At 61.0% G+C, this 14,062-nt stretch carries 13 protein-coding genes; 6 read left to right on the top strand and 7 right to left on the bottom strand.

The genetic code is table 11. From position 1 onward, the window contains the following. Window positions 1-38 precede the first annotated feature (38 nt). A complete protein-coding gene (locus HAQ05_RS22660) occupies window positions 39-425 on the bottom strand; it encodes a hypothetical protein (protein ID WP_190424829.1) in 387 nt (128 codons plus the stop codon). 158 nt (window positions 426-583) lie between these two features. On the opposite strand from HAQ05_RS22660, the gene HAQ05_RS22655 reads away from it, so the two are divergent. From HAQ05_RS22655 to HAQ05_RS22645, 3 genes are all read left to right on the top strand, one after another. Then, window positions 584-781, top strand: a complete 198-nt coding sequence (locus HAQ05_RS22655; RefSeq protein WP_190424827.1) for a heavy-metal-associated domain-containing protein — start codon at window positions 584-586, stop codon at window positions 779-781. Between the two features lie 57 nt (window positions 782-838). After that, window positions 839-2,053, top strand: a complete 1,215-nt coding sequence (locus tag HAQ05_RS22650) for a multidrug effflux MFS transporter (protein ID WP_190424825.1) — start codon at window positions 839-841, stop codon at window positions 2,051-2,053. A gap of 304 nt (window positions 2,054-2,357) precedes the next feature. Beyond that, window positions 2,358-3,056 (top strand): ArsR/SmtB family transcription factor, encoded by a 699-nt coding sequence (locus HAQ05_RS22645; protein WP_190424823.1) that lies wholly within the window; start codon window positions 2,358-2,360, stop codon window positions 3,054-3,056. Here the strand turns inward: HAQ05_RS22645 and HAQ05_RS22640 are convergent. Continuing rightward, window positions 3,049-3,999, bottom strand: a complete 951-nt coding sequence (locus HAQ05_RS22640; protein ID WP_190424821.1) for an adenosine deaminase — start codon at window positions 3,997-3,999, stop codon at window positions 3,049-3,051. The genes HAQ05_RS22645 and HAQ05_RS22640 overlap by 8 nt on opposite strands. A gap of 273 nt (window positions 4,000-4,272) precedes the next feature. Between HAQ05_RS22640 and HAQ05_RS22635 the strand changes: the two genes are divergently transcribed. Then, complete coding sequence (locus tag HAQ05_RS22635) at window positions 4,273-5,175, top strand: DUF808 domain-containing protein (protein WP_190424819.1); 903 nt, start codon at window positions 4,273-4,275, stop codon at window positions 5,173-5,175. Window positions 5,176-5,331: 156 nt separating this feature from the next. Here the strand turns inward: HAQ05_RS22635 and HAQ05_RS22630 are convergent, their stop codons facing one another. From HAQ05_RS22630 to HAQ05_RS22610, 5 genes are all read right to left on the bottom strand, one after another. Then, entirely contained in the window at window positions 5,332-6,687 is a 1,356-nt protein-coding gene (locus HAQ05_RS22630; RefSeq protein ID WP_190424816.1) for an 8-oxoguanine deaminase, read from the bottom strand. Between the two features lie 473 nt (window positions 6,688-7,160). Beyond that, window positions 7,161-7,745 carry an IMPACT family protein gene (locus HAQ05_RS22625; RefSeq protein ID WP_190424814.1) on the bottom strand — a complete coding sequence of 195 codons (585 nt, stop codon included), beginning with the start codon at window positions 7,743-7,745 and terminating at the stop codon, window positions 7,161-7,163. Between the two features lie 14 nt (window positions 7,746-7,759). Beyond that, window positions 7,760-8,419 carry a TetR/AcrR family transcriptional regulator gene (locus HAQ05_RS22620; protein ID WP_190424812.1) on the bottom strand — a complete coding sequence of 220 codons (660 nt, stop codon included), beginning with the start codon at window positions 8,417-8,419 and terminating at the stop codon, window positions 7,760-7,762. 78 nt (window positions 8,420-8,497) lie between these two features. Next, entirely contained in the window at window positions 8,498-9,883 is a 1,386-nt protein-coding gene (locus tag HAQ05_RS22615) for a uracil-xanthine permease family protein (RefSeq protein WP_190424810.1), read from the bottom strand. A gap of 134 nt (window positions 9,884-10,017) precedes the next feature. Further along, window positions 10,018-10,932 (bottom strand): LysR family transcriptional regulator, encoded by a 915-nt coding sequence (locus HAQ05_RS22610; RefSeq protein WP_190424808.1) that lies wholly within the window; start codon window positions 10,930-10,932, stop codon window positions 10,018-10,020. Window positions 10,933-11,046: 114 nt separating this feature from the next. Here HAQ05_RS22610 and aptA point away from each other — a divergent pair, with 114 nt between their 5' ends. Next, entirely contained in the window at window positions 11,047-12,393 is a 1,347-nt protein-coding gene (aptA, locus tag HAQ05_RS22605) for an omega-aminotransferase AptA (RefSeq protein ID WP_190424806.1), read from the top strand. 17 nt (window positions 12,394-12,410) lie between these two features. Continuing rightward, window positions 12,411-13,904 (top strand): CoA-acylating methylmalonate-semialdehyde dehydrogenase, encoded by a 1,494-nt coding sequence (locus HAQ05_RS22600; RefSeq protein ID WP_190424804.1) that lies wholly within the window; start codon window positions 12,411-12,413, stop codon window positions 13,902-13,904. Window positions 13,905-14,062 lie beyond the last annotated feature (158 nt).

The following is a 14,062-nucleotide window of genomic DNA, read 5'->3' as shown; positions in this document are numbered from 1 at the left end:
CATACCTTCAACCTTACCCTGTTGGCAAGGTCAAGCACTCAATCGGGGTAGCCGAGCTGCGCTGGGGCCAGGTAGAAGCCGTTCAGCCCGTTGGCGATGCGGTATTTTTGGACCTGCCCAGGGCGCAAGGTAATGTTGGTCGCCTCCGGCGCGCCCATGCCCTGTTGGCAGCCGGGCGCGGCACCGGGCAGGGTGCGCAGGCGCACGGAAAGCTGGCCGGGGGGTAGGTTGAACGACATCGATTGCTCCTGGAACAGCCGGCCGACCAGTTGGTTTTGCATGTACAGGCCTATCTCGCAGGGTGTACCGACCTCCAGGCGCTCGCGGGAAACGATCAGCACACTGTAGCCGGTAGGGTCGTCGGCCCATGCGGAGGGTGCCAAAGGCAACACGCCGAGCAGCAAAAATAATGATAACCAGCGCATGGCGATACTCCTGTTGCAGAAAGGGGGCTGGCAAAAACCGCGGCGGTCAGGGCGCCGCGCGAACCCATGGCAAGGTGTCGGCGTGCGGGTGCAAAACTTGACCTTGCCCCCATGGCAAGGTCAAAACTGTGCACCTAATTGCTAACAGGAGGCAACCCATGCGGTATTTCGACGTAAAAGGCATGACCTGCGACCATTGTGCCCGTGCGGTGACCACGGCCATCCAGGCGCAAGACCCACAGGCGCAAGTGACCGTAGAGCTGGCCGCAGGCAAGGTCGGCGTACAAAGTGCGTTGGCCACCGAACAGGTGTTGGCGCTTATCCAGCAGGAGGGGTACGCCGCCCAAGCTCGCTGACATGCTTTTGCCATGCAGCGCAGGTAGACTGTCCGGCTTTCTTTCTGCGGATATCCCATGAACCTGACCTCGCTGCTTATCCTGGGCGCGCTCAGCGCATTCGGGCCTTTGGCCATCGATTTTTACCTGCCTGGGTTTCCTTCCATCGCGCAGGCGTTTGGCACCGACGAGGCGCACGTGCAGGTGACGCTGTCGGCCTACTTCCTGGGGTTGTCGATCGGGCAACTGGTGTATGGGCCGGTGGCCGACCGTTTCGGGCGGCGGCGCCCGTTGCTCTTCGGGATCGTACTGTTCACCCTGGCGTCGGTGGCTTGCGGCCTGGCGCCTAGCTTGCCGTGGTTGATCGGTGCGCGCTTCTTGCAAGCATTGGGCGGTTGCGCGGGTATGGTGCTGGCGCGCGCCATCGTCACCGACAAATGCGACACCATCGGCGCCGCCAAGGCGTTTTCGCAGTTGATGTTGGTGATGGGCTTGGCGCCGATTCTGGCACCCATTCTCGGGGGGTTGCTCGTCAATACCACCGGTTGGCGCTGGATCTTTTTTTGCCTGGCGTTGTTCAGTGGCTTGTCTTTAGCGGCTGTGGCGCTGGGTTTGCCGGAGAGCTTACCGGCCCACCATCCGCGCCACCCGCTTTCCGGGGCACTGCGCCGCTATGCCAGCCTGCTCGCAGACGGCGTGTTCGTAGGTAATGCGCTTACCGGCGGGGTGGCAATGGCTGGCATGTTCGCCTACATCGCCGGTGCGGCGTTCGTGATCATCACCTTGTACGGGGTGCCAGCGGAACACTTTGGTTGGGTGTTCGGCACCAATGCGGCGGGGTTCGTCCTGGTCGCGCAGGTTAACGCCCGGCTGCTGGCGCGCTTTGGCCCGGCGCCCATCCTGGCGCGGGCCATCGCGGTGCATGCCGCCGGCGGCGTGGCACTGGTGCTGGTGGCTTTGGCGCACCCCGCCCAGCTGTGGCCGTTGCTGTTGCCGTTGTTCGTCTGCGTGGCAAGCCTGGGCTGTATTATCCCTAACGCCTCGGCCTGCGCCATGAACGGGCAAGGTCACCGCGCCGGCAGCGCGTCTGCGTTACTGGGCTGCTTGCAGTTTTGCATTGCCTCCTTTACCTCGTGGCTGGTGGGCGCGTTCGCCAACGGTACGGCCGTGCCGATGGCTGCGATCATTGCGCTGTGCGCACTATGCGCCGCGGGCCTATGCAAGGCCACCCAGGCCCATGCCAGGCGCCGGGCGGTGGCCGCCCCTGGGCCGGCTGCCTCGTTTCGCGATTGAAACGTTTTGTATGGGTGGCGAGGCCTGGCAACGGGCGTAACATGCGCGGGCCCTGGGAAAATTCCACGCATAGGGGTGGAGTTCTCTACACAGCGTGTAGGTTTTTACGACAGCGAATGGTTCCGGACCCGTATTTGCTGTATTGACCACATCAACGGTATGCCGCGGTTAGCCCGAACGCTTGCGTAATGGGAGGCGCAGCGTTTCCCTGGGCCCCTTTAGCGGGGCAGTGGGTGCTTATAATCCAGGCACGATCGCCGGGCCTTCCGGCGCCTGTCAGTGAGCGCTTTCACAGGGATTGAAAATGGAATACGCGCCCTCCATCAGCCACATCGCAACGTTGATTGCCGACCCTAAACGCAGCGCCCTGCTCTGGGCGCTGATCGACGGCGCCACCCGCGGCGCCGACGAACTGGCCCGGCTTGCCGGTGTTTCGTCCAGCTCTGCCGGTGCCCACCTTTCGCGGTTGTCTGCAGCCGGCCTGCTGACCCACGAAGCCCGTGGGCGAAAGCGCTTTTTTCGCTTGGCCAACCCCGAGGTGGGCGTCGCGGTGGAGGCGCTGGCCAGCGCTAGCGCGCAGAGCAACGCCCGCCCGGTGCTCGCCGATGCGCCGCTGGCGCCTGCGACCGCCGCCATGCGCCAAGCCCGCTTGTGCGGCGAGCACCTGGGCGGCATGGTGGCCGCGCAGATGTACCGCAACCTACTAGAGGCCGGCTGGGTACGAAGCGATGACTACTGCACCTCCATCACCCCGGCCGGTAGTGCCGGGCTCGCCAACCTGGGCATCTATGTGCAGGCCCTGCCACGAGCTAACCGGCTAGAAGTGCAAACCTGTTGCGACTGGTGCGAAAGCGGGCCCCATATCGGTGGCGTGCTGGGTACCAGCTTGTTGCGGTTGTGTTTGCAGCGGCAATGGTTGGCGCGGCACGAAAGCACCCGTGCATTTCGGGTTACACCCCAGGGCCAGCGAGGGCTGGCCAGCCTGGGACGGGGCGCTATTTGACCAGCCGCGCGTCGAGGCTGTTCTGCGCCAAGCGCTGGGCCTGTTGCTGGGTCATGCCCAGGTGGGTATGCAGCGCCTCGAAGTTCTCCGTGACGTAGCCGCCGAAATAGGCCGGATCGTCCGAGTTCACGGTCACTTTCACGCCTCGCTCGAGCATATCGAGGATGTTGTGCTTGGCCATGTGATCGAACACGCACAGCTTGATATTTGATAGGGGGCAAACGGTAAGCGGGATTTGCTCATCAATGATCCGCTGCATCAGCCGTTCATCCTCTATGGCGCGCACACCGTGATCGATGCGCTGGATTTTCAATAAATCCAGTGCTTCCCAAATGTATTCGGGCGGGCCTTCTTCGCCGGCATGGGCGACCGCAAAAAAACCCTCGCTGCGTGCGCGGTCAAACACGCGCTTGAACTTGCTGGGTGGGTGCCCTTTTTCAGAGCTGTCCAAGCCCACGGCTACGAACGTATCGCGGTAAGGCAGGGCTTGGTCGAGGGTGGCTTGTGCTTGGTCTTCGCTGAGGTGGCGCAAAAAGCTCAGGATCAGCGCACTTTTCACGCCTAATTGGCGTTCACCGTCTTTAAGGGCCTGGCTGATGCCCCGCACTACCACCTCGAAGGGGATGCCGCGATCGGTATGGGTTTGCGGGTCGAAGAACGGTTCCGTGTGCACTACATTCTGCGCTTTGCATTTTTGCAGGTACGCCCAGGTCAGGTCATAGAAGTCCTGCTCAGTGCGCAGCACATCGGCGCCTTGATAGTAGAGGTCGAGAAACGCCTGCAAATTGTTGAAGGCATAGGCACTTCGCAGGGCATCGACATTCTCCCAGGGTAGGCCGATGCGGTTGCGTTCGGCCAGGCGGAACAGCAACTCTGGCTCCAGCGAGCCTTCCAGGTGCATGTGCAATTCTGCCTTGGGCAAAGCGTTGAGCCATTCGTACATGGTGTTTCTCTCATCCGGTAACACAAATGCCCATTCTAGGGCACATACCGGAAACCCTCACGCCATTGCTGTAGTCTTTAGCAACGATTTTCGCGGGGCATTGCGTCAGGAACCAAGCCGCCGGCGTAATGCGGCATAGACGAGGTTCACCATAGCCGTTGAGCCGCGAATGTGCTGCAGGCCATTTGCCGGGCAGCCAAAGGCACCGGCAAACGGCGCGGCCAATTTTTTGGGGCACCACAATCGGTCGCCCTGCCAAAGGAAAGAATGATTATGGCGGTTAGCAGCTTTTTCGCATTATTTGATGACATTGCTACCCTGCTCGACGACATCTCGGTGATGAGCAAAGTCGCCGCAAAAAAAACCGCTAGCGTGCTGACTGACGACCTGGCTGTAAATGCGGAAAAAGTCGTCGAGCTCAAGGCGGATCGTGAGCTGCCGGTGGTGTGGGCGGTGTGCAAAGGCTCGTTGATCAACAAGGCGATCCTCATACCGCTAGCGCTGGGGCTGAATTACCTATCGCCGGTCATCGTTCATGGGCTTCTGGTCATAGGCGGCATTTACCTGTGCTATGAGGGGGTCGAGTCGCTGATAGACAAGCTGACCCCCCATGACAAAGGCCAGGCTGATCGCAAGGTCAAAGCGCTTAATGACGCCGAGGCCAAGGCTTATGAGGCCAAGAAGGTAAAAGGCGCAGTAACCACAGATTTCATCCTCAGCGCTGAGATCGTGGTCATCACCCTGAACGTTGTAGCGCAGGCCCCTTTTGCCCAACAACTGATTACCCTCATCATCATTGCGTTGCTGGTGACCTTTGGTGTGTACGGCTTGGTGGCGGGCATTGTTCGTTTGGACGATTTGGGCCTGCGAATGCGCAAGATCACCAGCCGTGGCCATTTCGCGGCTGCGCTTCGACGTGTAGGCGGTTGGCTGATCTTGATGGCCCCGAAGCTGATGAAGATGTTGTCGTGGGTAGGCACCATCGCCATGTTTTTTGTGGGCGGTGCGTTTATCGCCGAGGCGATGCTGAAGGCCCCGACCTGGCTGCTCGCCGATGCATTCAAGGCCTATTTGCATGGTCACATGGTACAGGCGGTGGTGGGCCTTGCTGCTGGGGGCATTGCGGTAGGGCTCGCGGCGGTCGCGCACAGGCTGTTTCGGCGCGCCGGCGCATAAGGCGTTATGGTCTTGGCGCTGCCGACTTAGGCACTTGATGCCCGTTTCTATCTGCTAAAGGACGCCCTGAAACACCCCGAACGCAGGCGCGTTTCATACGTGGCTCCACAAGGTGGCGGTACGGTTTCAGCTATGCCTCTGCCTACCGCCACCTTTTCAGCCCGCCATCATCTGCGCAGCAGCTTGGCGATGATTGGCGATCAAGCCGGCGATATCCAGCCCCGGGATCTGCCCATCGATCACCCGCCATTGGCCGCCGACCATCACCCGGTCGGCGCGGTCGGCGCCGCACAGCAGCAATGCCCCCAGGGGGTCATGGCTGCCGGAGTAGCGTAAGTCGTCGAGCTTGAACAGGGCGAGGTCTGCCTGCAGGCCGGGTGCCAGTTCGCCGATGTCGTTGCGCCCCAACAGTTGCGCCGAGCCCCGCGTAGCCCAGCCCAGCACCCGTTCGGGGGTGATGGCCGCGGCGCCGTAGCGCAGGCGCTGTAGGTAAAGCGCTTGGCGGGTTTCCAGTATCAGGTTGGAGGCGTCGTTCGAGGCCGAGCCATCGACCCCCAGCCCTATCACCGCGCCGGCTTGTTCGAGGTCTACGGTGGGGCAAATACCTGAGGCCAGGCGCATGTTCGAGCTGGGGCAGTGGCAGATGCCGGTGCCGGCAGCGCCCAGGCGGGCGATTTCTTCGGCGTTGAAGTGAATGCCGTGGGCAAGCCACGTACGCGGCCCCAACCAGCCCACACTGTCGAGATAATCCACTGTGCGCAGGCCGAAGCGTTCCAGGCAAAAGCGTTCTTCGTCGAGGGTTTCGGCCAGGTGCGTGTGCAGGCGTACATCCAGGCGTGCGGCCAGTTCGGCGCTGGCGAGCATGATGTCGCGGGTGACCGAGAACGGCGAGCAAGGTGCCAGGGCAATTTGTATCTGCGCACCGGCACCGCGTTCGTGGTAGCGCTGCACCAGCCGTTCGCTGTCACGCAAAATGGTGTCAGCCGATTGTACCGTGTGCTGCGGCGGCAAACCGCCATCGGCCTCGCCCAGGCTCATGCTGCCACGGCTGAGCATCGCCCGCAGGCCGAGCATGCGTACGGCCTCGACTTGAACGTCGATGGCCTGTTCAAGGCCCGTGGGAAACAGGTAGTGGTGGTCCGCCGCAGTGGTGCAGCCAGAGCGCAGCAGCTCGGCCAACGCCACTTGGCAGGCAAGCAGCAAGCGCTCAGGGGTGAGCCTGGCCCACACCGGGTACAGCTGTTTGAGCCAGGGAAACAATGGCTGGTTGATCACCGGTGCCCAGGCCCGGGTAAGCGTTTGGTAAAAATGGTGGTGGGTGTTGATCAGCCCTGGCAACAACACATGTTCGCGGGCATCGAATACCTCGGCGCAGGGTTGCAAGGGTGCTTGCCCAGGGGCAAGGAGTTCTTCGATGAGGTTGCCCTGGATGACGATGCCGCCGCGGGCGTCGAAGCGGTTAGCGGTAAAGCAGGCCAATGGGTTTTTCAGCCAAATACGGGTCGCGGGCATGTGCCGGCTCCTTTCAAGTGTATGCAAGGTAAGCCAGCTCAGTGATTGCCCTGTCTGCTGATCCAGGGGTGCGTAAAAGGGGGCATTCTAGCGCTATGGGGATTCTGCGTCACGGGGTGTGGTGTTTCACACGTTGGGGCAGCTAAGTTGAGACGCCCCCTACGAGCGTTGGGTTTACTGCTCATTAAATAACCACGCAGGCCCGGGGCCCGCCGCAACGGGTCGCCGTCAGGTATTGCACGGCTTATCCACAGGGCGCTCCACACTTTATGTGGGCAAAAGGCGCCGACCCGCTTCAAGCGCAGCCTTTTGCACTGCTGGTTGTATAACCTGTTGGTTACGTGGGTAAAACCCGCGGCTGGCGAGTGTTTGGCGAAAAAATGAACAGTTCACCGTAAACCCCGCCCCACGGGGGCTGGGCCGGGCTATGCAAGTGTTATCCACAGGCTGATGCACGGCGAATGTGGGTAACGTTACAACGGCTGCAGCGCGATGCGCCCTTTGCTCAAATCCGCCAGTTGCTGTTGAACCAGGCCAAGCGTTCGCGCTTCGAGGGCCAACTGCACATCGACGCCGTTAGCGCCAAACTGTTCTTGTTCGACCAAGCCGCCGGCCTCATGCACACGCAGGCGCACCAGGGCCAGTTCGCTGAAGTTGCAGTGCAGGCGATACGACTGGCGGGCGACCAACAAGCGTTTTTCAGCCTGGTGCAGGCATTTGTTGGCGCAACCGCCATACGCCCTGGCAAGGCCACCGGTACCCAAGGGGATGCCACCGAACCAGCGCACCACCAATACCGCTACCTGGTCGCAATCTTGCGCTTCGATGGCCGCCAGGATGGGCCGGCCAGCGGTACCGCCGGGTTCGCCATCGTCACTGCTGCGGTACTGGGCACCGAGCTTCCAGGCCCAACAATTGTGCGAGGCGGTGGCATCGCTGGCCGCTTCGACAAAGGCCAGGGCCTGCTCGGCGTTTTCAATGGGCGCGGCCAGGGCAATGAAGCGGCTTTTGCGGATCTCTTCGCGATACTCGCACGGGCTGATCAAGGTAAAGGGCATGGGGTCCGCGGCGATTACTGGGCAGGCTTGATACCACACCCTTTGAGCAGGATGGTGATCAGGTTGCTTGCGGCCATTTCGAAATCCTGCTTGGTCAGGCGTGTTTTTCCGGTGACGCGGCAGATTTGCGTGGCGAAATCTGCATAGTGCTGGGTGCTGCTCCATAGCAGGAAAATCAGGTGAACAGGGTCTACCGGGTCCATTTTGCCGGCCGCGATCCAGGCTTCGAACACAGCGGCCCGGCCCTTGAACCAAAGGCGGTAGTCTTGGCTGAAGTATTCGTTCAGGCATTGCCCGCCACTGATGATTTCCATGGCGAAAATGCGCGACGCTTGCGGCTGGCGCCGGGAGAACTCCATTTTCGCTCGAATGTAGCGCGCCAACGCTTCAGCCGGGTCGTCATCGGCGCTCAGGTGGTTGAACGTGCTGTCCCATAGCTCGATGATGTTACTCAACACGGCCACATACAGGCCCAGCTTGTTGGTGAAGTAGTAATGCAGGTTGGCCTTGGGCAGGCCTGCATTCAGAGCGATGGTGTTCATGCTCGTGCCCTTGAAGCCATGCTTGGCGAACTCGTCTTCAGCCGCGTGGATAATGGCTTCTTCGTTCTTTTGCCGAATGCGGCTGGCGGGTTTACCGTTCTGCAGGCTATGAGCGGGCACTACAAGGGTCATGGCGGTTTCCGGGTAAGACATTTGGGTGCGTTGATAACGCACCCAAAGGCAACACACAAGCCTTGTGTGCAATAAACCTTACCTAGGGCCCCCGGCACCTTCTGCCTGCAGCGTGGTCGCGGCGACGCGGGGTTGCGGCAGCAGCAGGCACATCACCAACGCCGTGATGCCGCCGCTGGTAATGGCCGAGTCGAACAGGTTCTGCACCAGTTTGGGCAGCAGGTGCAGCAGTTCAGGTTGCGCGGCCACGCCCAGGCCGACGCCAAAGCTGGTGGCGATGACCAACATGCTGCGCCGGTCCAGCGGGGTTTGCGCCAGGATGCGCACGCCAGCGGCGGCGACACTGCCGAACATCACTAATGTAGCGCCGCCCAACACGGGTTTGGGGATTTGCTGCAACACCGCTCCGATGGCCGGCACCAGGCCGAGCAAGAACAAGATGGCGCCGATGTACAGGCCCACATAACGGCTGGCCACGCCGGTGAGTTGGATCACCCCGTTGTTCTGGGCGAATGTGGTATTGGGGAACGCATTGAAGGTCGCGGCCAGCAGGCAGCTCACGCCGTCACCTAACACGCCGCCCTTGAGCCTGGCCACATAGCTGGGGCCGTTGATGGGTTGGCGCGAAAGCATACAGTTGGCGGTAAGGTCGCCGACCGTTTCGATGGCGCTGATCAGGTAAATCAGGGCAATAGGAATGAACGCCGCCCAGTCGAAAGCGAAGCCGAACTTGAACGGTTGCGGCACGCTGATCAACGGCAATGAACCCAACGCATGGGGCACCAGCTTGCCACTGAACCAAGCGGCCACAGAGCCGGCGCCCAAGCCCAGGATAATGGCCGAAAGGCGTACCCAGGGGGTATTGCAGCGGTTGAGTAAAATGATCACCAGCAGCACGAAGCCGCCCAATGCGAGGTTGCCCGGGGCGCCGAAATCTGGCGCATTGAAGCCACCGCCGAGGTCGGTGATGCCAACCTTGATCAGGCTGATGCCGATCAGGGTAATCACGATCCCGGTGACCAGCGGGGTAATCACCCGCCGTAAGTGGCCGATGAAACGGCTTAGCACCACTTGCACCATTGCACCAAAAAAGCACACGCCGAAGATCATCGCCAGTACGTCTTCCGGGCTGCCGCCACGCTGTTTAACCATGAACCCGGCCGACAAGATCGCGCCCAAGAACGCAAAGCTGGTGCCCTGCAGGCAAATCATCCCGGCGCCGATACCGAATGGGCGGCGCGCCTGGATGAATGTGCCGACCCCTGACACCATCAAGGCCATGCTGATCAAGTAGGGCAGGTGCTCGCCAAGCCCCAGCACAGAGCCAATGATCAACGGCGGGGTGATGATGCCGACGAAGGCGGCCAGCACATGTTGTAGTGCTGCCAGCAGCGCCGTGAGCGGGCCGGGGCGGTCTTCCAAGCCATAGATCAGATCGTGTTCGGGGGTCGCTTCTGCAGGCATGGCGCAGTTTCTCGTAGGCGGTGGTGATGAATGCACGAAGCATTGCAAAAACCTGTCCAACTGCTCAGTTTTGTTTACGCGCTACTATGGCCTTTGTATACATTTCAGGGGTTTGAACGAAAAAAACCGGTGGCTTATTGGGTAGTGCCCAGGCTTTGGATGAAGCTTTCGAGCACCAGGTTGGGGCGCCGGCCTTTGCGCGTGACCCAAGATAGGCTGAGGTCGTAGTAGCGGCTTTGCGGTTTGAGCGCGCGCAGGCGCCCTTGTTGTACCCAGAACTGCGCGTAATGGTCGGGCAAGTAGCCGATGTAGCGCCCAGTGAGGATCAGGAACGCCATGCCCTCACGGTCGGAGGCACTGGCGGTACAGTTGAGCACCTGGTAGTGCGCCTGGATGTCGACCGGCAAACGGAAGGTGGGCGCGATGGCATCCTGCACACTCAGCTGGGCGTCGTCCAAGGTGGCCTCGCCTACATAAAACAACGGGTGCCCGGCGGCGCAGTAGAGCAACGAGCGCTCGCTGTACAACGGCTGGTAATCCAATCCCGGCAGCGGGCTGGCTTGGGGCACCACGCCAACGTTCAGCGAGCCGTCCAATACGCCTTGCTCCACTTGGCTGGGCGCCACCATGCGAATTTGGATGCGTACGTCCGGGCCCTTTTCCTTCAATTGCGCCAAGGCGTGGGTGATTCGCATATGAGGCAAGGTCACCAGGTTATCCGTAAGGCCAATGTTCAATTCACCGCGCAGGTGCTGGTGCAGGCCATTGACCTCGGTGCGGAAGGTTTCCAGCGCGCCGAGCAATTGCAATGAAGCCTGGTAAACCTCGCGCCCCTCTTCGGTAAGCGAAAACCCCGCACGCCCACGCTGGCATAGGCGCAGCCCGAGGCGTTGTTCAAGGTCGCTCATGTGCTGGCTGATGGCCGAGCGGCTGATGCCGAGGATGTTTTCCGCAGCCGAAAACCCCCCGCTGTCGACCACGCTGCGAAAAACCCGCAACAGGCGGATCTCGAAATCACTGACTTGGGCAAGCGGGGCAAGGCGCGTCATAGTTTAGTAATGGCCTAACTTTACATAGATAAAATTGAGTTTTTTAGACTTTATGCCCGTGCCACCGTAAACGGCAACCACCACACTGCTGTTAACCCAGGCGAGGCTTTGACCATGAACATGCCGCAAACCGCCCCTCACGGCGTGGCCAGCCAGCTCAAGCTGGATGCCCACTGGATGCCCTATACCGCCAACCGCAACTTCCAACGCGACCCGCGGTTGATCGTTGCGGCGCAGGGGCGCTATTTGGTCGATGATAAGGGTCGCAAGATCTACGACAGCCTCTCTGGCTTGTGGACCTGTGGCGCCGGCCATACGCGCACGCAAATTCAGGAAGCGGTGGCCAAGCAATTGGGCACCCTGGATTACTCGCCGGCGTTTCAGTTCGGGCACCCGCTGTCGTTTCAACTGGCCGAAAAGATCACCGAACTGGCGCCGGGCGAACTGAACCATGTGTTCTACACCAACTCCGGTTCCGAATGCGCCGATACGGCCCTGAAGATGGTCAAGGCTTACTGGCGGCTGAAGGGCCAAGCCAGCAAAACCAAGATCATTGGCCGGGCGCGGGGCTACCACGGGGTGAACATCGCCGGTACCAGCTTGGGCGGCGTCAATGGCAACCGCAAAATGTTCGGCCAGTTGCTGGACGTAGACCACATCCCGCACACCCTGCTGCCGGAGAACGTTTATTCCAAAGGCATGCCGGAGCACGGCGGCGTGGCCTTGGCTAACGAACTGCTCAAGTTGATCGAACTGCACGACGCCTCCAACATCGCCGCGCTCATCGTCGAGCCCATGGCCGGCTCGGCAGGCGTGCTGCCGCCGCCCAAGGGCTACCTGCCGCGGCTACGGGAGATCTGTGACCAGCACGGCATCTTGCTGATTTTCGATGAAGTGATCACCGGTTTTGGCCGTACCGGCACTATGTTCGGCGCGCAAACCTTCGGCGTAACCCCAGACTTGATGTGCATCGCCAAGCAGGTCACCAATGGCGCCATCCCGATGGGGGCGGTCATCGCCAGTAGCGAGATCTACCGCACCTTCATGGACCAACCCACCCCGGAGTACGCCGTCGAGTTCCCCCATGGCTATACCTACTCGGCACACCCGGTGGCTTGCGCCGCGGGCCTGGCTGCGCTGGGTATCCTTGAGCAAGAAAACCTCGTCGAGGCCGCCGCGCAACTGGCGCCAACCTTCGAGCAAGCGCTGCACGGGCTCAAGGGCACGGCTAATGTGGTGGACATCCGCAACTGTGGCCTGGCCGGGGCCATCCAATTGGCACCGCGCGGCGGCGATGCCATCGTGCGCCCGTTCGAGGCGGCCATGAAGCTATGGAACAAAGGTTTCTACGTGCGCTACGGCGGCGATACGCTTCAGTTCGGCCCGGTATTCAATGCCACCGCCGCGGAAATGAACACGCTGTTCGATGCTGTGGGCGAAGCCCTCAGCCAAATCGACTGATTCAGCAGGAGCCATACATGAGCGTTATCCAACATCTGATCCACGGCGAAAGGGTTTCGGGCGGTGCGCGCAGCGCGGATGTGTTCAACCCGGCCACAGGTGAAGTGGTGCATCAGGTGCAGTTGGCAGACCAAGGCACCGTACAGCGCGCTATCGATTCCGCCAAGGCCGCATTCCCGGCCTGGCGCAGCACCCCCGCCGCCAAGCGTGCGCAGGTGATGTTCCGCTTCAAGCAATTGCTTGAGCAGCACGAGGCGAGCATTGCTCGGCTGATCAGCGAAGAACATGGCAAAACCCTCGAAGATGCCGCCGGTGAACTGAAGCGCGGTATCGAGAACGTGGAGTACGCCAGCGCCGCGCCGGAGTTGCTCAAGGGTGAGTACAGCCGCAACGCTGGGCCGAACATCGATGCCTGGAGCGACTTCCAACCGCTGGGCGTGGTGGCTGGTATTACACCGTTCAACTTCCCGGCGATGGTGCCGTTGTGGATGTACCCACTGGCGATCGCATGCGGTAACTGCTTTATCCTCAAACCGTCGGAGCGCGACCCCAGCTCTACCCTGTACATTGCCCAACTGCTACACGAGGCCGGGCTGCCCAAGGGGGTGCTCAACGTGGTGCATGGCGACAAGGTCGCGGTGGATGCGCTGATCCAGGCGCCGGAAGTCAAAGCCTTGAGCTTCGTGGGTTCGACCCCGATCGCCGAATACATTTATAAGGAAGGTGCCGCGCGCGGCAAACGTGTGCAGGCACTGGGCGGGGCGAAGAACCACGCGGTACTGATGCCCGACGCCGACTTGGACAACGCCGTGAATGCGTTGATGGGGGCAGCGTATGGGTCTTGCGGCGAACGCTGCATGGCGATCTCGGTTGCAGTGTGCGTCGGTGACCTGGTGGCCGATGCGCTGGTGGCCAAGTTGGTACCGCAGGTTACGGCACTGAAGATCGGTGCTGGCACTACTTGCGGGCTGGATATGGGCCCGCTGGTGACCGGGCAACACCGCGAAAAGGTAAGTGGCTATGTTGAAGACGGTGTGCGTGCCGGTGCTGAGCTGGTAGTCGATGGTCGCGGCTTGAGTGTGAGCGGGCACGAACAAGGCTTCTTCCTCGGCGGCTGCCTGTTCGACCGCGTAACGCCCGAGATGCGTATCTATAAAGAAGAGATTTTTGGCCCGGTGTTGTGCATCGTCAGGGTTGACAGCCTTGAAGAGGCCATGCGGTTGATCAACGAGCATGAATACGGCAACGGCACCTGTATCTTCACCCGGGATGGCGAAGCCGCTCGCTTGTTCTGCGATGAAATCGAAGTGGGTATGGTCGGGGTGAATGTACCGCTGCCGGTGCCGGTGGCTTATCACAGTTTCGGCGGTTGGAAGCGCTCACTGTTTGGCGACCTGCATGCCTATGGCCCCGATGGGGTGCGCTTCTATACCCGGCGCAAGGCGATCACCCAGCGCTGGCCGCAGCGCGCGTCTCATGAGGCCTCGCAGTTCGCTTTCCCCAGCTTGTAAGGCTTGCCGCTGCCTTAGCCAGCATGACACTTTTTTGAATTTAACGGTTGACGCTAGGTTCCAACCCCCTATAATGCGCACCACTTCCAGCGACAACGGAACACGAAACACTTTGTTTATCAAGGGGTTAGGGTTTTCGGAATGCGGGAAGTGGTTTC

Origin of the sequence: Pseudomonas typographi (genome assembly GCF_014694385.1) — a bacterium.
Taxonomy (GTDB): Bacteria; Pseudomonadota; Gammaproteobacteria; order Pseudomonadales; family Pseudomonadaceae; genus Aquipseudomonas; species Aquipseudomonas typographi.
Note: the sequence above shows the minus strand (reverse complement) of the source record. Positions and strands in the feature narration are given on the sequence as shown.